17 protein-coding genes are annotated in these 18,421 nt (G+C 69.2%); 9 read left to right on the forward strand and 8 right to left on the reverse strand.

Features of this window, described 5'->3' with window-relative positions:
• Window positions 1-244: L-serine ammonia-lyase, iron-sulfur-dependent, subunit alpha (locus tag ABLI39_RS08730; RefSeq protein WP_349413029.1), on the forward strand; the 244-nt coding region annotated here is incomplete at its 5' end.
• A 3-nt stretch (window positions 245-247) separates the two neighbouring features.
• On the opposite strand, the gene ABLI39_RS08735 is transcribed toward ABLI39_RS08730, so the two are convergent.
• The gene (locus ABLI39_RS08735; RefSeq protein ID WP_349413030.1) at window positions 248-760 is read right to left on the reverse strand and encodes a TspO/MBR family protein; all 513 of its coding nucleotides are present in this window, start codon (window positions 758-760) and stop codon (window positions 248-250) included.
• A 136-nt stretch (window positions 761-896) separates the two neighbouring features.
• Between ABLI39_RS08735 and ABLI39_RS08740 the strand changes: the two genes are divergently transcribed.
• Both ABLI39_RS08740 and ABLI39_RS08745 read left to right on the forward strand, forming a co-directional pair.
• Window positions 897-1,970, forward strand: a complete 1,074-nt coding sequence (locus tag ABLI39_RS08740; RefSeq protein WP_349413031.1) for a lipid II:glycine glycyltransferase FemX — start codon at window positions 897-899, stop codon at window positions 1,968-1,970.
• 31 nt (window positions 1,971-2,001) lie between these two features.
• Window positions 2,002-3,498 (forward strand): threonine/serine exporter family protein, encoded by a 1,497-nt coding sequence (locus ABLI39_RS08745; RefSeq protein WP_349413032.1) that lies wholly within the window; start codon window positions 2,002-2,004, stop codon window positions 3,496-3,498.
• Between the two features lie 14 nt (window positions 3,499-3,512).
• On the opposite strand, the gene ABLI39_RS08750 is transcribed toward ABLI39_RS08745, so the two are convergent.
• Both ABLI39_RS08750 and ABLI39_RS08755 read right to left on the reverse strand, forming a co-directional pair.
• Window positions 3,513-4,352, reverse strand: a complete 840-nt coding sequence (locus tag ABLI39_RS08750; RefSeq protein ID WP_349413033.1) for a siderophore-interacting protein — start codon at window positions 4,350-4,352, stop codon at window positions 3,513-3,515.
• 25 nt (window positions 4,353-4,377) lie between these two features.
• Window positions 4,378-5,082: a uracil-DNA glycosylase gene (locus ABLI39_RS08755; protein ID WP_349413161.1), complete on the reverse strand. Its 705-nt coding sequence runs from the start codon at window positions 5,080-5,082 to the stop codon at window positions 4,378-4,380.
• Window positions 5,083-5,264: 182 nt separating this feature from the next.
• On the opposite strand from ABLI39_RS08755, the gene ABLI39_RS08760 reads away from it, so the two are divergent.
• The 6 genes from ABLI39_RS08760 to ABLI39_RS08785 all read left to right on the forward strand — a co-directional run bounded on the left by ABLI39_RS08760 (window position 5,265) and on the right by ABLI39_RS08785 (window position 11,315).
• On the forward strand, window positions 5,265-5,582 hold the full coding sequence (locus ABLI39_RS08760; RefSeq protein ID WP_349413034.1) for a DUF3263 domain-containing protein: 318 nt from the start codon (window positions 5,265-5,267) through the stop codon (window positions 5,580-5,582).
• 90 nt (window positions 5,583-5,672) lie between these two features.
• Window positions 5,673-6,293: a LytR C-terminal domain-containing protein gene (locus ABLI39_RS08765; protein WP_349413035.1), complete on the forward strand. Its 621-nt coding sequence runs from the start codon at window positions 5,673-5,675 to the stop codon at window positions 6,291-6,293.
• 165 nt (window positions 6,294-6,458) lie between these two features.
• Window positions 6,459-6,662, forward strand: coding sequence for a cold-shock protein (locus ABLI39_RS08770; protein WP_349413036.1), 204 nt, complete (start codon window positions 6,459-6,461; stop codon window positions 6,660-6,662).
• An 86-nt stretch (window positions 6,663-6,748) separates the two neighbouring features.
• Complete coding sequence (locus ABLI39_RS08775) at window positions 6,749-7,990, forward strand: ABC transporter substrate-binding protein (RefSeq protein WP_349413162.1); 1,242 nt, start codon at window positions 6,749-6,751, stop codon at window positions 7,988-7,990.
• Between the two features lie 296 nt (window positions 7,991-8,286).
• Entirely contained in the window at window positions 8,287-9,924 is a 1,638-nt protein-coding gene (gene groL, locus ABLI39_RS08780) for a chaperonin GroEL (protein WP_349413037.1), read from the forward strand.
• A 335-nt stretch (window positions 9,925-10,259) separates the two neighbouring features.
• Entirely contained in the window at window positions 10,260-11,315 is a 1,056-nt protein-coding gene (locus ABLI39_RS08785) for an RNase H family protein (protein WP_349413038.1), read from the forward strand.
• Between the two features lie 113 nt (window positions 11,316-11,428).
• On the opposite strand, the gene ABLI39_RS08790 is transcribed toward ABLI39_RS08785, so the two are convergent.
• The 5 genes from ABLI39_RS08790 to ABLI39_RS08810 all read right to left on the reverse strand — a co-directional run bounded on the left by ABLI39_RS08790 (window position 11,429) and on the right by ABLI39_RS08810 (window position 18,419).
• Window positions 11,429-11,716 (reverse strand): WXG100 family type VII secretion target, encoded by a 288-nt coding sequence (locus ABLI39_RS08790; protein ID WP_349413039.1) that lies wholly within the window; start codon window positions 11,714-11,716, stop codon window positions 11,429-11,431.
• 170 nt (window positions 11,717-11,886) lie between these two features.
• Window positions 11,887-13,500, reverse strand: coding sequence for a sensor histidine kinase (locus ABLI39_RS08795; protein WP_349413040.1), 1,614 nt, complete (start codon window positions 13,498-13,500; stop codon window positions 11,887-11,889).
• Window positions 13,501-13,502: 2 nt separating this feature from the next.
• Window positions 13,503-14,213 carry a response regulator transcription factor gene (locus ABLI39_RS08800; protein ID WP_349413041.1) on the reverse strand — a complete coding sequence of 237 codons (711 nt, stop codon included), beginning with the start codon at window positions 14,211-14,213 and terminating at the stop codon, window positions 13,503-13,505.
• A 67-nt stretch (window positions 14,214-14,280) separates the two neighbouring features.
• On the reverse strand, window positions 14,281-15,927 hold the full coding sequence (locus tag ABLI39_RS08805) for a DNA repair helicase XPB (RefSeq protein WP_349413042.1): 1,647 nt from the start codon (window positions 15,925-15,927) through the stop codon (window positions 14,281-14,283).
• Window positions 15,924-18,419 carry a helicase-associated domain-containing protein gene (locus tag ABLI39_RS08810; protein WP_349413043.1) on the reverse strand — a complete coding sequence of 832 codons (2,496 nt, stop codon included), beginning with the start codon at window positions 18,417-18,419 and terminating at the stop codon, window positions 15,924-15,926. The genes ABLI39_RS08805 and ABLI39_RS08810 overlap by 4 nt, the downstream gene beginning before the upstream one ends.
• Window positions 18,420-18,421: the final 2 nt, after the last annotated feature.

Here is an 18,421-nt window from a genome sequence, read left to right on the forward strand (position 1 = left end):
ACACAACCTCGGCCTGACCTGCGACCCGATCGGCGGGCTGGTCCAGATCCCCTGCATCGAACGCAACGCGATCGCCGCGGCGAAAGCCATCAACGCCGCCAAAATGGCCCTCTGGGGCGACGGTACCCACCGCGTCTCCCTCGACGAAGTCATCGTGACCATGCGCGAAACCGGCAAAGACATGAGCTCCAAATACAAAGAAACCGCCATGGGCGGCCTCGCCGTCAACGTCGTGGAGTGCTGAGCCTCAGTTGTTCAGCGCCGCCCAGAGGTTCAGGGACGAAGCGAACACGATCCAAGTCAGGTAGGGGAGCATCAGTAACCCCGCGGCCCGGCTGATCGGTCCGAACCGCAGCACGGTGGCGGCCACGGCGAGGGCCAGCAACACGATGATCACGAAGCCGATCCACAGCGCCGGTGTGCCGAGGGACGGGTACAGGGCGAAGAATGCCGGCGTCCACAGCAGGTTCAGCACCAGCTGGACGCCGTAGGCGGTGAGGGCCGGCCTCATGGCGGGGGACCGGCTGCGCCAGACCAGCCAGGCGGCCACGGCCATAGCGATGTAGAGCAGCGTCCAGACCGGCCCAAAGAGCCAGTTCGGCGGGGACCACGGCGCCTTGTCCGCGGCGGCGTACCAGCCGTCGACGTTGGCGGCGGAGGCCAGCCCGCCGAGTGCCGCCACCAGGGCCGAAGCGCCCAGCAACCCGAGCAGGACGAGCACCTGCGCGGCGTGTCCCGGCGGTTCCGGCTGTGCTTGCATATCCCCAGCCTAATCCCAGAGCGGGCGTCCGGCCCCGGGCCGCGGGACCCGGACCGCCCCGGCCGCCCGATAGACTTGGGACGGCATGCCAGCCATGCCGCCGAAGCTCGTACCGCAATGATTGGATGCCGCCCCCTTGCGTGAATTCACTGCACGTTTTGCCTCAACCGAAGAGATCGCCAACTGGGATGCCCACGTCACGGCGAACCCCAACGGCGGCAACCTGCTGCAATCGGAAGCCTTCGCCGAGGTCAAGCAGCACTTTGGCTGGAAGCCCCTGCACCTGGTCTACGAGACCGCCGACTACACGAGCTACAACCTCGTCCTGGAGAAGTCCTTCCCGCTTCTCGGCAAGCTCTGGTACCTGATCAAGGGACCGGACGTGGCGTCCGTTGAGGACATCCCCGGGATCGCCGCGGCGAACGCCGAGTTCGTCAAGCGCGCCCGGTTGGGGGTCTTCGCCATCAAAATCGAGCCGGACATCATCCGGTCCGACGACGCCCGGCGTGTGATCGAAGGCGCCGGCCTGGTCAAGACCCACAACCTGCAGCCCAACGACTCGACGGCGCTTCTGGACATCTCCCCGGAGGAGAACCAGCTGCTGCGCAACTTCCACTCGCGCGGCCGCAACGCCGTCCGCCGCGCCATCCGGGAGGGCGTTGAGGTCCATAACGTGGACCCCAGCGAGGAGAACTTCCGGGCCATGTACGTGTTGATGACCACCACGGTGGAAGCCAAGTCCCAGGTCCGGGTGCGCGAATACGAGTACTACCGCCAGTTCTGGACCAACTTCATCAAACGGGACCAGGGCCGGCTGCTGTTTGTGTACGAAAACGGCGTGCCCTCGGTGGGCGCGTTCGTCATCAACTACGGCCGCAAGGGCACCTACAAGGACGGCGGGTCGCTGCAGAAACGCGGCCAGTACGGCGACTCCCACCTGGTGCAGTGGACGGCCATCAACCAGGTCAAGGAGCTGGGCTGCACGGAATACGATTTCTGCGGCACCCCGCCCAGCGACCAGCTCAAGGACACATCCAACCCCTTCCACGGCCTGGGCCTTTTCAAGACCAGCTTCAGCAAGACCGTCACGGACTTCGTCGGCTGCTACGACCAGGTACTGAGCCCGCTGAAGTACAGGGCCTGGATGGCCGCCGGGGAGCGCGTCGCCCGCCAGTTGTACACGCGGCGCACGGGCCAGCAGTTCTACTAAACCGGACGTACGGACAGTTGAGGACGCCGGAATGACCGAGGAAACCGACGGACAGCGCAGGCCGCCCACCGACGGCTTGCCCAAGACCGAACCGATGTCGCCGCTGCAGGTGCGCCAGAACGCCGCCGCCAAACGGATGCTCCGCCGCCTGGTCCAGGGCGAAAACCCGCCGACGGCCCCGCTGAGCATCGTCGACCGGCTGGCCGGCAGCCCGTACGCCAACCCAATGATCCAGGTCGGCGGCGTGGACACGTCGGCCCGCAAGACAATCGACTTTGCGCTCAAGCTGGCCGAATCGATGTTCCGGTACGGCGCCGGCGCCCTCGAAGTGGAAACCAGCATCATTGCGATTACCGCCGCGCTGGGGCTGAAAAACATCGAGGTGGACATCACCAACCAGTCGGTGGCCATCAACTACGCCCCGAAGGACCAGACGCCCATCACGCTGCTGCGGGTCGTGCGGTCGTGGACCAACAACTACGCCGGGCTGGCCGAGGTCCACCAACTGGTCACCGAGATTGTGGCCGGCGGTGTGGGGCGCGAAGAAGCGGTGCGCCGGCTCGAGGAGATCACGCACAGCCCGAAACCCTTCCCGCGCTGGATGGTCACCGTTGCCTTTGGCGTCTTCTCGGCGGTCTTTGTCGGTGTGCTGGGCGGAGACCTGGCCGCCTCCGGGGTCGCCTTCCTGTCCAACCTGCTGATCAGCCTGCTGGCCCGGCAACTGGGACGCTGGCGCACGCCGGACTTCTTCGTCACGGCGGCCTGTTCCTTCGTTGTCACCCTTATCGCGTTGCTGCTGTGGCGCTTCGGCGGCAGGGTCGGGATCGAGATCGCCCCCGCCATCGTGGTGGTCGGCGGAATCCTGCTGCTGCTCCCCACCGGCCGGCTGGTCTCCTCGGTGCAGGACGCGATCAACGGCTTCCCCGTCACGGCCGCCGGCCGCTTCCTCTCCACCATGCTGACCTTCGGCGCCCTCGTCGCCGGAATCGCCGTCGGCTTCGTCGTGGGGGCGATGACGGGCATGGAAGCCATCGATGTCACCGAAACATTCCCGCCGATGTATCCATTGTGGGCGCTGGTTCCCCTGGTCGCCATCGCCGTGGTCGCAATCGGCGTGACAGAACAGACCTCACTCAAGCTGCTGCTGCCGACGGCGGCCGTCGGCGTCGTCGGGCACCTGGTGCTCATCGGTGGAACCGCCGCCGGCATCGGCCCCCGGTTCGCTCCGGCCCTCGCCGCCGTCGTGATCGGCCTGCTCGCCCGGGTGGTGGCGCTGCGGATGGGCGCCCCGCAGCTGGTCGTGGCCGTGCCTGCAGCGCTCATCCTGCTGCCCGGCCTGACTATATTCCGATCCATGTATGTATTGACGATCGAGGAGTCCGAGATCCTGATGGGCGCCGGCGGGATGCTCAACGCCGGGGCGATCGTGCTCGGCGTCGCCGCTGGCATCGTGCTCGGTGACACGCTCGCCCGGCCCCTGACCCGGAGCCTCGCCAGCAACGAACGGCGCCGCGCCCGCCGCCGCTGACCCTCCGCCTCCGGCTAGATTTTGCCGATCGGCAGCTTCTTCTCGGCCTGGAAGTCGTCTTCCACCCGGCCCTGGGCCCAGTAGCCGGACAGCGACACCTGGCCGCGCTCCAGCCCGCGCTGGGCAAAGAACACCTGGCGCAGGCCTTTCATGGCGCCGCGCTCACCGTGGGCGAAGACCTGGACCTGACCGTCCGGCCATACGGCGTCGCGTACGGCGTCCACCAGCAGCGGTGGGCTTCCGGCCGGTGCGCCGCGGCGCAGGAGCCAGCGCAGTTCGACGCCGGCGGGGGCGTCGAGGGCCAGCACGTCGGCGTCGCCGTCCACCTCCAGGAACGCCAGGCCCCGGGCGTACCGGGGGAGGGACTCAATCGCGGCACTGATCGCCGGCAGGGCGGATTCGTCGCCCGCGAAGAGATGCCAGTCGGCCCCCGGATCCGGGTTGTAGCCGCCGCCCGGCCCCGTAAAAACAAGCGTGTCCCCGGCCTCGGCGGTGGCGGCCCACGGCCCGGCGAGGCCTTCGTCGCCGTGGATCACGAAGTCGATCGCGAGCTCGGCCGCGTCCTCGTCAACCCAGCGGACGGTGTAGGTCCGGGTGTGCGGCCACTGTTCGCGCGGATGGGATTCCCGGATGGCCCAGAGGTCCAGCGGCTGCGGGTAGTCGATCCCGGGCTGCGGGAAAGCAATCTTGACGTACCGGTCCACGTAGCTGTTGTTGACGTAGCCGGCGAAGCCGGGGCCGCCGGCAACAATCCGGACCATGTGCGGCGAGAGCTGCTCCCGCCGGAGGACCGTGAGGCTGGTCTGGGGCCGGGAGTTCCGGTTGGCGCTGGTGGCGGCGGGGAGCGAAGTCATGCGGCTAAGCCTAGCCAAGAACTGCTCACGGCAGCGGCGGCAGTTCCCAGTCCACCGTGCCGTCCCCCTGGGCGGTGAGCAGCTCATTGACCCGGCTGAAGGGCCGGGAGCCGAAGAACCCGCGGGACGCCGAGAGGGGACTGGGATGTGGGCTGGCAATCACGTCGGCGGAGCCGAGCAACGGCCGCACCCCTTCCGCATCCTTGCCCCAGAGAACTGCGACCAGCGGGGCCGGGGCGCCGTCGTCGCCGCGCCGCTGTGTGAGGGCCGTGATGGCCGCGGCCGTCACGGCTTCCCAGCCCTTGCCGCGGTGAGACCCGGCTGCGCCCGCCCGGACGCTGAGGACCCTGTTGAGCAGCAGCACCCCCTGCTCCGACCAGCGGCCCAGCTCTCCGTGCACCCGCGGCGGCAGCCCAAGGTCGGCGTCGAGCTCCTTGTAAATGTTGGCCAGGCTGCGCGGGATCGGGCGCGTGGCGCCGTCCACGGCGAAAGACAGTCCGACGGCGTGGCCGGGTGTGGGGTACGGGTCCTGGCCCACGATCAGCACCCGGACGCCGGCGAGCGGCTGGCGGAAGGCGCGCAGCAGGTTCGATGGCGCCGGCAGCACCTCGTGGCCGCCGGCCACCTCGGCGGCGAGGAACTCCAGGACCTCCCGCAACTGCCGCTCGACCGGCGCCAGCGCGGCAGCCCAGTCCGCTGCCATCAGTTCGGCCAGCGGTTGCCGCGCCATGTCTGCGAAGGCCGGCGTCCCGGCAGCCTTGGGTTCGAGGTCAAACAGGGCATCAGGATGGGACGAATTGGGCACGGTCCCATTCTCGCAGGACCTCCCGCGACCCGCCCGATAAATGACAATGCTGTTATTCGGCCGTAGCATGTGGGGGACAACTATCGGAACCAGCCAGGGAGTGCGTTGTGGCCGAAGCAGCACCGGAGTACCTGCCGGCGGAGGACCTCCAGTCATCGCCGGCGGCCGACGACTCGCCGCTGAGCAGCCGGGACCAGCAGATGCTCGCCCTGGAGCGGCAGTGGTGGAAGTACGCCGGCGCCAAGGAACAGGCCATCCGGGAGCTTTTTGACCTCTCCGCCACGCACTACTACCAGATCCTCAACGCCCTGATCGATACCGAGCCGGCGCTGGCCCACGATCCCATGCTGGTCAAGAGATTGCGTAGACTACGTACGTCACGACAACGTGCCCGCACCGCCCGCCGCCTCGGTTCAGACGCCTAAACCCGCGGGAAATCCAGCCGGAGGCGAGCAAATCCGCGAGGATTCCGGCGGCGGGCCATCAGCCAGAAATCAGCAAGGACGAGTTTTACCATGACCAAGTACGCTCGGGATGAATTTGATCGGGTCCCGGAGACCTCCACGCGCCAAGGCGTACACCGGACGGTTTCCGCAGCCCGCTCCCGCCGATTGGGTCCCATCCTGTCCTTTGGCGCCGTGGCCCTCGCAATCGGCCTCGTCGCCTTCCTCCTGCTGCCCAAGCTGGGCTTCGGCCCCGCCGGCAGCTCAGCCATGACCGCGGACCAGGCCAGCAACAACGCCACGGCGTCGCCCGCACCCACCGCTGCCGGCGCCACACCCTCCGCCAGCCCCGATCCGACCGGCAGCCTCGCCCCCGCAGGCTCGGCGCCGTCCGCCTCGGCCACACCGAGCGCGGCCGTGGACAAAACACAGCCGGTGGCCATCTACAACGGAACCGCGACGGCGGGCCTCGCCGGCCGCGTCGGAACCACCGTCACCTCGGCAGGGTGGGTCCTCGGCCCGCTCGGCAACTGGGGCGGCGCCCGGCAGCAAACCTCGGTGGTCTTCTACAACGGCCCGGCGCAGAAGGCCAACGCCGACGCACTTGGCTCACTCCTGGGGATCGCCACGCTCGTGGATTCGGCCGAATTCAAGATGCCCCTCGTCGTCGTCCTTGGCCCCGGCTTCAAGTAGCAGCGGCCGCGGCGTCGGTTACGCCTGAATAACTATCCGCGCGGCCCCGGGCCCGGTCAGCAGGCCAGTGGGAGGCTGTGGGTAGAGTATCTGCGGATTTGGTTTCGCATACCGCGGCGCACAACGAGGTGGGCCGTTAACCAGCTAACTGAAAGTGTGGAGAAGATGGCACTGGGGACCGTCAAGTGGTTCAACGCCGACAAGGGCTACGGCTTCATCACCGTCGACAGCTCCGGGGCCGACGTCTTTGTGCACTGGTCCGCGATCAACGGCGAAGGTTACCGCGCCCTGGCCGAGGGCCAGCGGGTGGAGCTGGAAATCGGCGAAGGCGACAAGGGCCCGCAGGCCGAAAGCGTCCGGCCCGCCTAGTGGCATTCTCCGCAGCGGCACCCGCCCCGAAGAGCCCCGACCGCCGCCCCCGCCTCCCGCGGTTCCTCCGCGCGTCCCCTGCCGGCATGGCGGCGGCCGGACTCTCCGTGGCCGTGGCGCTCAGCGCGTGTGCCGGGCCCACCGGCAACGCCCGGACGGACACCGTGGACGCCTCCGGGGACGGCACCCTGCGGATCGGCCTGATCCTGGACAACACCGGCAAGCAAAGCTTCCTCAACGCCCCCCAGCTTGCGGCGGCAAAGCTCGCGGTCAAGGAAATCAACGCGGCCGGCGGGCACAAGGGCCGGCCGGTGGAACTGCTGCCGCAAGCGATCGGCACGGATACCGCGGCTCAGGCCAAGAACCTGGTGGCGGCCAAAGCCGACGTCGTGATCGGTCCCACCGACTCCAGCCGGGCCGCCGACGCCATCGACGTGCTCTCGCGCGCCAAGGTGGCCCTGATTTCCCCGGCGAACACCGCACCCGGACTCAGCAAATACAAGAGCGGGGGCTACTACTTCCGGACCGCCGCCGCGGACATCGCGCAGGCTTCCGTCCTGGTCAAGCTCGCCAAGGACGGCGGCGCCAAGACCATCGCCGTGCTGCATGAGGAGGGCAGCTACGGCAAGGAAGTCTCAGTGGCCGTCTCCGCGGCCGCGAAAGCGGTGGGCCTCGGCACCGCCGTCGACGCCGAGTTCACGGCCGGCCACGCGCAGCAGGCGGCCGCAGCCGCCAAGGCCGCCTCCCCGGACGCCGTCGTGCTGGTAGCCCGGGACGGTGCCCAAGGCGCCATCGCCGAGCTCCACAACGCCGGACTGGCCGGCAGCAAGCTCGTCCTCAGCGACGGCGCCGTCAACCAGTACGGCCCGGGCCTGGGCTCCAAGGCCCTCGAAGGCGCCCGCGGGGTTCTCCCCGGCACGTTCCCCTCCGCACACTTCCAGGCCGAACTCGTGGCCGTCGATCCCGGCCTGAAGGACATGGCCTTCGCCGCCGAGACCTACGACGCCGTCAACCTCGCCGCCATCGCCGCCGCCGCAGCGGAGGACGACGCCGGGACCTCGATCGCCGCCCGGCTCATCGCCGTCTCCGGCGGGAGCGCCGGTGCCGCCGGAGGGGCGTCCGGCGAGCCCGCGGCCTGCGGGTCCTACCAGGAATGTGTGGCCGCACTCCGCGCCGGCAAGCGCCCCGATTACAACGGCCAGTCCGGGCCGGTCAACTTCGACGCCGGCGGCGACGTCACCGCCGCCCCCTACATGGTCTACACCTACGGCGCGGACAACAACGCCAAGATGACCGGCAGCGAAACCGCCCGCAGCACCGGCTCCTGATCGCTCGTAGCGAAGACCGTGCCGCGGCGGCGGTCCGCAACGCCGCCACTGCTTGCACTCTCCCCGGGGGAGTGCTAATTATTGACTTAGCACTCCCGCGTATTGACTGCTAACACGACGCCCGGTTCGGCCGGCTGCGACGAGGCGGCAGGATCACCGGGGGCGAGAGAAATACCTGGCTGGGGTGAGGTTCCCGGTCCGGCGGCATACAGAGGCTGCCGGGTAGGAATCGTCCGTCGCGGGCACCACGGCCCAGGTTCATTCTTAACGACTGTCCCGAAAGGACTACTGCCGTTATGGCCAAGATCATTGCATTTGATGAAGAGGCACGCCGCGGTCTTGAGCGGGGCCTGAACATCCTCGCCGACGCCGTCAAGGTCACCCTCGGCCCGCGTGGACGCAACGTCGTCCTCGAAAAGAAGTGGGGCGCCCCCACGATCACCAACGATGGTGTTTCCATCGCCAAGGAGATCGAACTGGACGACCCGTACGAGAAGATCGGCGCCGAGCTGGTCAAGGAAGTTGCCAAGAAGACGGACGACGTCGCCGGCGACGGTACCACCACCGCCACCGTGCTGGCCCAGGCCCTCGTCAAGGAAGGCCTGCGCAACGTCGCGGCCGGCGCTGACCCGCTGTCCCTCAAGCGCGGCATCGAGAAGGCTGTCGACGCGGTCACCCGCGAACTCCTGGCCTCCGCCAAGGAAATCGAAACCAAGGAAGAGATCGCCGCCACCGCGTCCATCTCCGCCGGCGACAACGAAATTGGCGCCCTGATTGCCGAGGCCCTGGACAAGGTCGGCAAGGAAGGTGTCATCACCGTCGAGGAGTCGAACACCTTCGGCCTCGAGCTGGAGCTCACCGAGGGCATGCGCTTCGACAAGGGCTACATCTCCGCCTACTTCGTCACCGACGCCGAGCGCCAGGAAACGGTCCTCGAGGACCCGTACATCCTGATCGTCAACTCCAAGATCTCCAACGTCAAGGAACTGGTTGCTGTCCTCGAAAAGGTCATGCAGTCCAACAAGCCGCTGCTGATCATTGCCGAAGACATCGAGGGCGAGGCCCTGGCCACCCTGATCGTCAACAAGATCCGCGGCACCTTCAAGTCCGTTGCCGTCAAGGCCCCGGGCTTCGGCGACCGCCGCAAGGCCCAGCTGGCCGACATCGCCATCCTCACCGGTGGCCAGGTCATCTCCGAGGAAGTCGGCCTCAAGCTTGAGACCGCCGGCCTCGAACTGCTCGGCAAGGCCCGCAAGGTTGTTGTCACCAAGGACGAGACCACCATCGTCGAAGGCGCCGGCGACGCCGACCAGATCGCCGGCCGCGTGTCCCAGATCCGTGCCGAGATCGAGAACTCCGACTCCGACTACGACCGCGAGAAGCTGCAGGAACGCCTGGCCAAGCTGGCCGGCGGCGTTGCAGTCATCAAGGCCGGTGCCGCAACCGAGGTCGAGCTCAAGGAACGCAAGCACCGCATTGAGGACGCCGTCCGCAACGCCAAGGCTGCTGTCGAAGAGGGCATCGTCGCAGGCGGTGGCGTGGCCCTGATCCAGGCCGGCGCCAAGGCGTTCGCGAACCTGCAGCTCTCCGGCGACGAAGCAACGGGTGCGAACATCGTCCGCGTTGCCATCGACGCCCCGCTGAAGCAGATCGCCTTCAACGCCGGCCTCGAGCCCGGCGTTGTGGTGGACAAGGTCCGCGGCCTGCCCGCCGGCCACGGCCTGAACGCAGCCACCGGCGAGTACGTCGACCTGCTGGCCGCCGGCATCAACGACCCGGTCAAGGTCACCCGCTCTGCCCTGCAGAACGCGGCGTCCATCGCCGGCCTGTTCCTCACCACCGAGGCCGTTGTGGCCGACAAGCCCGAGAAGGCCGGCGCCCCGATGGGCGGCGGCGACGACATGGGCGGCATGGGCGGCATGGGCGGTTTCTAACCACCCGGCTTTCCAGCCTGAACGCCCGGCCTGACGGTTTGCCGTCAGTGCAGCACGTTCGACGACGGCGGTCCCACCTTCGGGTGGGGCCGCCGTCGGCGTTAACGCACGCTCCCTCACTTGTGGCGGCATTCCGCCGGACGCTCCCGCAATTGTGGCGGCTTTCTGCCGGACGCTCCCGCAATTGTGGCGGCTTTCTGCCGGACGCTCCCACACCCAAAGGGCCGTGGTGAGGGAGGGTTGGGCGACTGTCCGCCCGTGGTGAGGGAGCGTTGGAGGGTATGGCGCCGGTGGTGAGGAAGCGTTGGAGGGCCGGGGTCTGGCAGGATGGTGGAGTGACGATTACTGCAGCGGCCGACGGTTCGGCCCTAGGAAATCCCGGTCCGGCCGGCTGGGCCTGGTACGTGAACGATGACTGCTGGCGTGCCGGCGGCTGGCCGCATGGCACCAACAACCAGGGTGAACTCATGGCTGTCCTAGACCTCTTCCGGGCCACGGCGCACCTGGCCGGCGAGGAGTTGCACATCCTCTGCGACAGCCAGTACGTCATCAATTCGGTGACCAAGTGGATGCCGGGCTGGAAGCGCAAGGGCTGGCGGAAGTCCGACGGCAAGCCTGTGCTCAACGTCGAGCTGCTCAAGGAAATCGACCAGGCACTGGCCGGACGCAAGTACACCTTCGAGTGGGTCCGCGGCCACGCGGGCCACGACCTCAACGAGGCCGCGGATGACCGCGCGCGGGCGGCGGCCACGGCCTACCAGCAGGGGATAGCACCCCGCCAGGGCCCCGGCTTCGTCCGGGTCGGCGACGAGGCAGCCCCCGCCGCTCGGCAGAATCCCGCGCTGCGGGGAGCTGGGGAACCGGTCCCCGCCGGCCAGGCCATGGCGGCTGCGGGGACGCGCCCGGCCCCGGCCCCGCCGGCAGCCCGGGGCAGCGCGCGGGAGTTGTTCGGGGAACCCACCCTCTTCGGTGAATCCGGCCTGTTCGCGGAGCCGGACCTCTTTAGCGAGCTGGAAGCGGAATCCCGCGCGGTCGCTGCCGGTCCGGACCAGGCCCCCGAGACGATCGTCGAGGCGCTGGAGCGCGAGCTGCTGCTCCCCGAAACGCGCTCCGATCTGGGGCGCACCGGGGTGCTGCTGCACCCGGACTTCACCGAGGTCGGCAGCTCGGGCCGGCTCTGGACCCGGGACGAGATGATGATGGCTCTCGAGGACGATCCCGGCGTCCCGGCCGAGCTGGAGCTCCTCTCCGCCGACCGTATCGGCGAGGGCGCCGTGCTCCTGACCTACCGCAGCCACACCCGGACGGGAACGGCGTTGCGCAGCTCCCTGTGGGTCCTCGACGGCGCCCAGTGGCGCCTCCGCTTCCACCAGGGCACTCCCGAGGCCTAGCAAGCAGCAACGGGGGCTCTGGCCGGCGGGTTCAGCGGAGGCCAGTCCGCCCGCGGTGGCGTTCCAACGAGCGTTGGGTTCCGACGCGTCCTGGCTCCACGGCGCCGGTCCGGCTAACCGAACCTCTGGGCGTTGTTCAGCTCGACCTGTGCATAGTTTGCAGCTGCCGAGTTGAGCGCGAGGTTGATCGAGGCCAGGGACGATTCGACCTTGGCCTGGGTCAGCGCCCACTCGGTGATCAGGGCCTGGAAATTGGTGGCCGCAGCGCCGCGCCAGCTCGCCTGGAGTTCGTCCAGCCCATGCTTCATGGACTGCACGTCGGCGCTGACCCTTTCGACCGTGGCCTGGACGTTGGCGGACTTGAGCTGAAGCAGTTCGGTGTCGACAGCAATAATGCTCACGGGTTTGCCTTTCGAGCGTGCCGGCAGGCAGCCGGGCATCCCGACGTGATCGCGGGGGAGCAGGATCCCCGGCTGCCTTGGGGTGGAAGCATCCGGATCTTCCGGACCCTTTGAGCCTAGGCAACCCCAGAACCGGGCCCCAGCGGGCAAGACTGCTATGTGGACAACCGCTAGCCGCGGGCCGTGCGGCCGGCATCCGACCCCGGCGCCGTGGGGGCAGCGTCCGCCGGGGAGCCATCCGCGCCCCCCGCATCCGAGCCCTCCACCGCGGACGCCGCCCCGGCCGTCTCCACCACCGCCGTGTCCGCCACGGCCGTGTCCGCCGCCTCGGCGGCACCCGGGGCTGCGGCCTCCGCTTCATCCAGGTACGGGAGGCTGACCACAAGGGTGGCGCCGCCGCCGTCGGTCGGCTGGACGCGGACCGTGCCTGAATGCGAACCGACAATGGCCGCTACGATAGCCAGCCCGAGGCCGCTGCCGCCGGTCTCCCGCGTCCGGGAGGTGTCCGCACGGTAGAAGCGCTCAAAGATCCTGGCGGCCTCGTCGTCGGGGACGCCGGGCCCGTGGTCGCGGACCTCGATCACCGAACGGCGGGCCCCGTCGGGGTTCGTCCGCACCCCCACGGCGAGTTCGATCGGGGTGCCTTCGGGCGTGTAGCGCAAGGCATTGCCCACCAGGTTGCCGATGACCTGGCGCAGCTTCGCCTCGTCGCCCAGCACCGGGGCCGGGGCGCCGGCGGCGCCATCGAGCCCCCGCAGAGAGATCACCCGGCTGCGGTCGCTGGCCTGGGTGTCCACCACGGCGTCATGGGCCAGCAGCAGCAGGTCGGTCGGTTTCTGCTGCAGCGGGCGCTGTTCATCGATCCGGGCCAGCAGCAGCAGGTCCTCCACCATGGCGCCCATCCGCTTGGCTTCGCTCTCGATCCGGCCCATCGCGGTGGCCACATCCTCGGGGGTGGCCAGGGCGCCGTGACGGTAGAGCTCGGAGAAGCCGCGGATGGTGACCAGCGGGGTGCGCAGTTCGTGCGAGGCGTCCGCGGCGAAGCGGCGCATCCTCGCCTCGGAGGCCATCCGCGAGGCGAAGGCCGACTCGATGTGCGCCAGCATGGCGTTGAGCGACCGGCTGAGCCGGCCAACCTCCGTGTCGGGGTTTTCGACCTCCACGCGCCGGGAAAGATCGCCCGCCGCGATCGCCGCGGCTGTCTTCTCCACCCGCGCCAGCGGCCGGAAGGACCGGGTGACGGTCCAGGTGGCGATGAAAAAGGCCAGGACCAGGGTCAGCAGGCCCACGCCCACCACCACTAGAGCGGCGTGCTCCATCACCGAATCCACCGGGTAGAGCGGCAGGCCGATCACAACGACGGCGGGCCGCTGGTTGCCGTCCAGCACGTTGACGGCCACGACCCGCCAGTTGCGCCCGTCGGTGCCGCGGACCTGGAATGGAGCCTCGCCGCGGCTGCGCGCCTCTTCGGGGCTGATGCTGGCGATGGAGGGGCGTGAGCCCTTGCTGCCGCCAAAGACGTACGCGGGCTGGCCCGGGCTGAACAGCATCAGCGAATAGTCGGTGGGGACGTTCGGGTTCTGGTCCTGGAGCTGGCTGAAAGACTGCTGCTGGCGGGCCGTCTCGACGGCGGCCTTGAGCTTGTCATCGACCTGGCCCTGCAAGTAGCTGTGCAGCAGGGCCAGGGTGCCGGCACCGGTGGCGGTGAGGGCCACCAGCATCAGGGCCATCATGATCGCGACCAGCTGCGACCGCAGCGACGCCGCCTTCCAACGGTGCAGCAAGGTCAGCGCTTCTCGGCCGTCCGCAGCACGTAGCCGACGCCCCGTTTGGTCTGGATCAGGGCCGGCGCATTGGGGTCAATGTCCACCTTGCGCCGGAGGTAGGAGATGTAGGACTCCACAATCGAGGCATCCCCGTTGAAGTCGTACTCCCAGACGTGGTCCAGGATCTGGGCCTTGGAGAGCACCCGGTTCGGGTTGAGCATCAGGTACCGCAGCAGCTTGAATTCGGTGGGGGACAGCTCGATCACCGTGCCGCCGCGGCGGACCTCGTGGGCGTCGTCGTCGAGCTCCAGGTCATCAACCCGGATGACGGCGTCGTCGTCCTGGAGGGGCTGCGTGCGGCGCAGCACCGCGCGGATGCGTGCCACCACCTCGTCGAGGCTGAACGGTTTGGTGACGTAATCGTCGCCGCCGACGGTGAGGCCGGTGACCTTGTCCTCGGTGTCGTCCTTGGCGGTCAGGAACAGGACCGGGAAGTGCTTGCCCGAGGCGCGCAGCCGGCGGGTGACGGTGAACCCGTCCATGTCCGGCAGCATCACGTCCAGGACGGCGAGGTCCGGGGCGTGGAGCTCCGCGGCGGCGAGGGCGTCGCGCCCGGTGCCGGCGGAGACGACCTCGAAGCCAGCGAAGCGCAGCGAGGTGGAGAGCAGCTCGCGGATGTTGGGTTCATCATCGACGACGAGCAGCTTGGCTTCGGGACCGTTCTTTTTCATGGTTCCCATGATGCTCCCAGACTCTGAGAGTTTTCTGAGAGGCAGATGTGTGTTGAATGGAGGCCGGCTAACTGCCGGCGCCCACGTCCTTGGCGTCCATGATGCGGTAGGCATAGCCCTGTTCAGCGAGGAAGCGCTGGCGCTTGGCGGCGAAGTCCTGGTCCAGGGTGTCCCGTGCCACGAGCGAATAGAACCGTGCCGCCCGGCCGTCCTGCTTGGGCCGCAGCAGCCGCCCCAGCCGCTGCGCCTCCTCCTGGCGGGAGCCGAAGGACCCGGAGACCTGGATCGCCACCGAGGCCTCCGGCAGGTCGATGGAGAAGTTCGCGACCTTGGACACCACCAGGGTCTGCACCTCTCCCGCGCGGAACGCGTCGAAGAGCCGCTGGCGTTCCTTGACCGAGGTGTCGCCCTTGATCACCGGCGCGTTGAGGCGCTCGCCGATCTCGTCCAGCTGGTCGATGTACTGCCCGATCACGAGGAGCTGCTCGCCGGCGTGCTCGGCCACCAGCCGCTCCACGATCCCGGTCTTGGTCTCCGAGGTGGCGCAGAGCCGGTACTTGTCCGCGTCCTCGGCCATGGCATAGGCCACCCGTTCGTCGCGGGGAAGATCCACCCGGACCTCCACGCAGTCCGCCGGCGCGATGTAGCCCTGCGCCTCGATGTCCTTCCAGGGGGCGTCGTAGCGCTTGGGGCCGATCAGGCTGAACACCTCGCCCTCGCGGCCGTCCTCGCGCACCAGGGTGGCGGTCAGGCCGAGGCGGCGGCGGGCCTGCAGGTCAGCGGTCATCCGGAAGATCGGCGCCGGCAGCAGGTGGACCTCGTCGTAGATGATCAGGCCCCAGTCGTTGCCGTCCACGAGCTCCAGATGGGGGTACAGGCCGCCGCGCTTGGTGGTGAGCACCTGGTAGGTGGCGATCGTGACGGGACGGACCTCCTTGACGGAGCCGGAGTACTCGCCGATCTCCTCCTCGGTGAGGGACGTCCGCTTGAGCAGCTCGTCCTTCCACTGCCGCGCGGACACGGTGTTGGTCACCAGGATCAGGGTGGTGGTGGAACTCGTGGCCATCGCGGCCGCGCCCACCAGGGTCTTGCCGGCGCCGCAGGGAAGCACGACGACGCCGCTGCCGCCGGCCCAGAAGTTCTCCGTCGCCAGCTGCTGGTAGGGACGAAGCTTCCAGCCGGTCTCATTGAGCATGATGGGGTGCGGCGTGCCGTCCACGTAGCCGGCGAAGTCCTCCGCGGGCCAGCCGATCTTGAGCAGCAGCTGCTTGAGCTGGCCGCGCTGGGAGGAATGCACCACCACCGTCTCGGCGTCGATCCGCGGCCCCAGCAGGGGAGCGATCTTCTTGGCCCGGCTGACCTCCTCGAGCACCGGGTAGTCGGAGGTGCGCATGACCAGGCCGTGCTGCGGATCCTTCTCCAGCCGCAGCCGGCCGTACCGGGACATGGTCTCCTCGATGTCGATCAGCAGCGAATGCGGCACCGGGAACCGGGAGTACTTGAGCAGCGTGTCGAGCACCTGTTCGGCGTCGAGCCCGGCCGCCCGGGCGTTCCAGAGCCCCAGCGGCGTCAAGCGGTAGCTGTGCACATGCTCCGGGGCGCGCTCCAGCTCGGCGAAGGCGGCGATTGCGTGGCGCGCCTCGGTGGCCTGGTCATGGTCCACTTCCAGCAGGATGGTCTTGTCACTTTGGACGATCAGCGGTCCGTCATTCACTGGAGCAGTTCCTCTGTGGCTTCAACATCAATGATCCGGTGGATGGACAGGACGCGTTCCGTTTCCTTTGCCGGATCGAAGACCCGCACCCGCCCGCCGTTTACTGCTACCGGAACAACTGTTTCACGGCTGGAATTCCCCAGGCTGTCCACCACGTTCATCACCACCGGCTGCTTGAGCCGGATCGCCTTCTGCAGGGTCTCCAGGCCCAGCTGCGTCGCGGCCTCCCCGCCTGGCGCCGCGGCGCCCCTGCCCTCCGGCGCGCCGGACGCGTGCGGGGTGCGGCCGTCGCGCAGCACCGCGAGCTGGGCGTCGACGTCGGCGTCCGCGGGCGCGGTGCGGGGGGCCGTGTAGACCGGGCGGGCGCTGCCCGGCGCCGCCGTGCTGCGGCGCAGCCGGACGACGGCGGAACCGGTGTCCTCCAGCGCGGGGGACAGGCCCAGGCCCCGCAGCACCTGGGCGGCTTCCCGGGGCGCGACGGGGGAGACCAGCACGGTCGGGGCAATCCGGACCAGGGCCAGGCCGGCGGCGGCGGAGGAATTGAGCAGTTCCAGCAGGGCCGTCTCGTCCTCGCTCTGGATGAAGCTCGCGGCCGGGCCCACCCGGAGCCGGGCGTGGCGCGCGGCGGTGTCCTCGATCAGGTACTGCAGCGGCTGCGGCACCGCGGTGGCGGAGTGCTCGCGCAGGAAGTCCAGCAGCGACGCGGCGTCCTGCCCGGCATCGAGGGCACGCCGGACCGAGGCCACGGAGAAACGGTAGATGGTGGCCGGGCCCTGGCCCTCCGCGTCGGCCATGGTCATGAGTTTCTCGCTCAGCTCCGGATCCAGGTAGCCGGGGGCGACGGCGGTCAGGTCCGCCTGGAGCAGCACATGGTTCAGCGCTGCGGGCAGGTGCTCGCCCAGGATGGCGAGGGCCGCGTCAGGTTGTTCGACGGCGATCGCCGCCCCGATCTGGCTCAGGGCCCCGGACCCGATCAGTCCCAGCATCTCGGCCTCGGCGAGGACGCCGCGGATCAGCGAACTGAAGCGGCGCGCCATCCGCGGCTGCGACCAGTCGGCGCGTTCCAGCACGGCGGCGGCGTCGAGCACCGGGGCCTCGCCGTCGGCCGCGGCGGCCTCCAGGGTGAGTTCGTTCAGGATTTCCAGGATCCGTTTCCGGACCACCGGGGCATCCGGGCGTTGCGCTTCCGCGGAGAGCGCGTTGATGGTGGTCCCGGCTGTGCCGCGGTGCGGCTGGGCGGTGGCGACGCCGCTCACCGGCTGCCCCACCAGCGAGGGGACGCGTTCGCTGGCAAGCCAGGCGTTGACCAGCCAGAGCCACTGCTCCTGCCGGGGAAGCGACGGCCATTCCAGCTGCGGCGCCGGGATCCAGGCCGAGCTGTCCACGTCCAGGCGGAGCAGTCCGGAGAGCGCGGACAGCTCCGCCAGCACGCCGGCTTCGTTCAGCCCGATCCGCAGGGCGTCCGCGAGGCGCTTCATTTCCCTCACGCCCACGCCGCCGCTGCGCAGGGTGACGAGTGGCTGTTCCTGCACGCTGTGGAGGAGCTCGCCGACCAGCCTCAGCGTCTCGGCGATGGCGCCGAGCGCGGCATTGCGGCGCAGCGCCGCGCTGGTCTGTCCCAGCCGCGGCACCGGCGGACTGAGGGCGAAATGCTCGATCACAAAGCCGCCGCGCAGGGCCATGCCGACGCTGTGTGGCAATTCCACGTGGGCGGCATCCAGCGGCACCAGCAGCCCGCGGGCCAACAGCCAGTCGACCGGCCCGACGTCGGAGCCCTCGTTCAGCACGGAGGCGCGCCGCTGCGCCTGGGGAACGGCGCCCATGGCCCAATTGCCGAACCGGGCGAGCAGGGCCGCCGTGCGGTCGGGGGCGCCGGCGAGCAGGGCTTGCAGGGCCTCGGGCGAGGCGGTCCAGTGCTGCAGTGACAGCGCGGCCTCCATCGGGGTGGCTGCAGGAGCGATGTCGGCGCCGGTCCGGTGCAGCTCGGCGACCAGCTGGACCACACGCTGGGCGAAGGCCGGCTGCAGCCGGACCAGTTCGGTGTAGCTCCGACCCAGTCCGGCGGGGTAAATGCCGATCACATCCTTGAGGCTCCCGACCGGAAGGTAGTAGCGCTGCCGGCCCGCCGTCGGGGCTGTCCCGTGCGGCGGGTCGGCCCGGTGCACGAGGGCAAGTTCCTGGAGGGAATGCAGCAGCCGCTCCAGGGCGGTCACGGTGGAACCGTTGATCAGCCGTTTGAGCGTCGCGGCGGACGCGCTGTGCGCGGTGTCCGTGTTGGTGCACAGGTGGAGGGTCTCCAGCACCTGCATCTCGGGGCGGTTCAACCGTTCCAGCGCCCGCTGCACGCTGACCCTGCCGCTGGCCCGGGCGGCGAGGGCGGCAAAGTCCGGCACCGCGGGGGACATCAGGTCCGGCCGCGCGGAGAACAGGGCCCGCAACGAGTCGTCGCTGCGGGCCTGCAGTTCCTTGCTGAGCGCGCGGATCAGGGACATCA

Origin of the sequence: Pseudarthrobacter sp. B907 (genome assembly GCF_040137805.1) — a bacterium.
Lineage (GTDB): Bacteria > Actinomycetota > Actinomycetes > Actinomycetales > Micrococcaceae > Arthrobacter.

What these genes read in the sequence shown, in the direction of transcription:
- ABLI39_RS08735 (WP_349413030.1), bottom strand. Translation starts at nt 760, where the DNA reads ATGCAAGCACAGCCGGAACCGCCGGGACACGCCGCGCAGGTGCTCGTC.
- ABLI39_RS08745 (WP_349413032.1), top strand. Translation starts at nt 2,002, where the DNA reads ATGACCGAGGAAACCGACGGACAGCGCAGGCCGCCCACCGACGGCTTG.
- ABLI39_RS08750 (WP_349413033.1), bottom strand. Translation starts at nt 4,352, where the DNA reads ATGACTTCGCTCCCCGCCGCCACCAGCGCCAACCGGAACTCCCGGCCC.
- ABLI39_RS08755 (WP_349413161.1), bottom strand. Translation starts at nt 5,082, where the DNA reads ATGGCGCGGCAACCGCTGGCCGAACTGATGGCAGCGGACTGGGCTGCC.
- ABLI39_RS08765 (WP_349413035.1), top strand. Translation starts at nt 5,673, where the DNA reads ATGACCAAGTACGCTCGGGATGAATTTGATCGGGTCCCGGAGACCTCC.
- ABLI39_RS08770 (WP_349413036.1), top strand. Translation starts at nt 6,459, where the DNA reads ATGGCACTGGGGACCGTCAAGTGGTTCAACGCCGACAAGGGCTACGGC.
- ABLI39_RS08775 (WP_349413162.1), top strand. Translation starts at nt 6,749, where the DNA reads ATGGCGGCGGCCGGACTCTCCGTGGCCGTGGCGCTCAGCGCGTGTGCC.
- groL (WP_349413037.1), top strand. Translation starts at nt 8,287, where the DNA reads ATGGCCAAGATCATTGCATTTGATGAAGAGGCACGCCGCGGTCTTGAG.
- ABLI39_RS08800 (WP_349413041.1), bottom strand. Translation starts at nt 14,213, where the DNA reads ATGAAAAAGAACGGTCCCGAAGCCAAGCTGCTCGTCGTCGATGATGAA.
- ABLI39_RS08810 (WP_349413043.1), bottom strand. Translation starts at nt 18,419, where the DNA reads ATGTCCCTGATCCGCGCGCTCAGCAAGGAACTGCAGGCCCGCAGCGAC.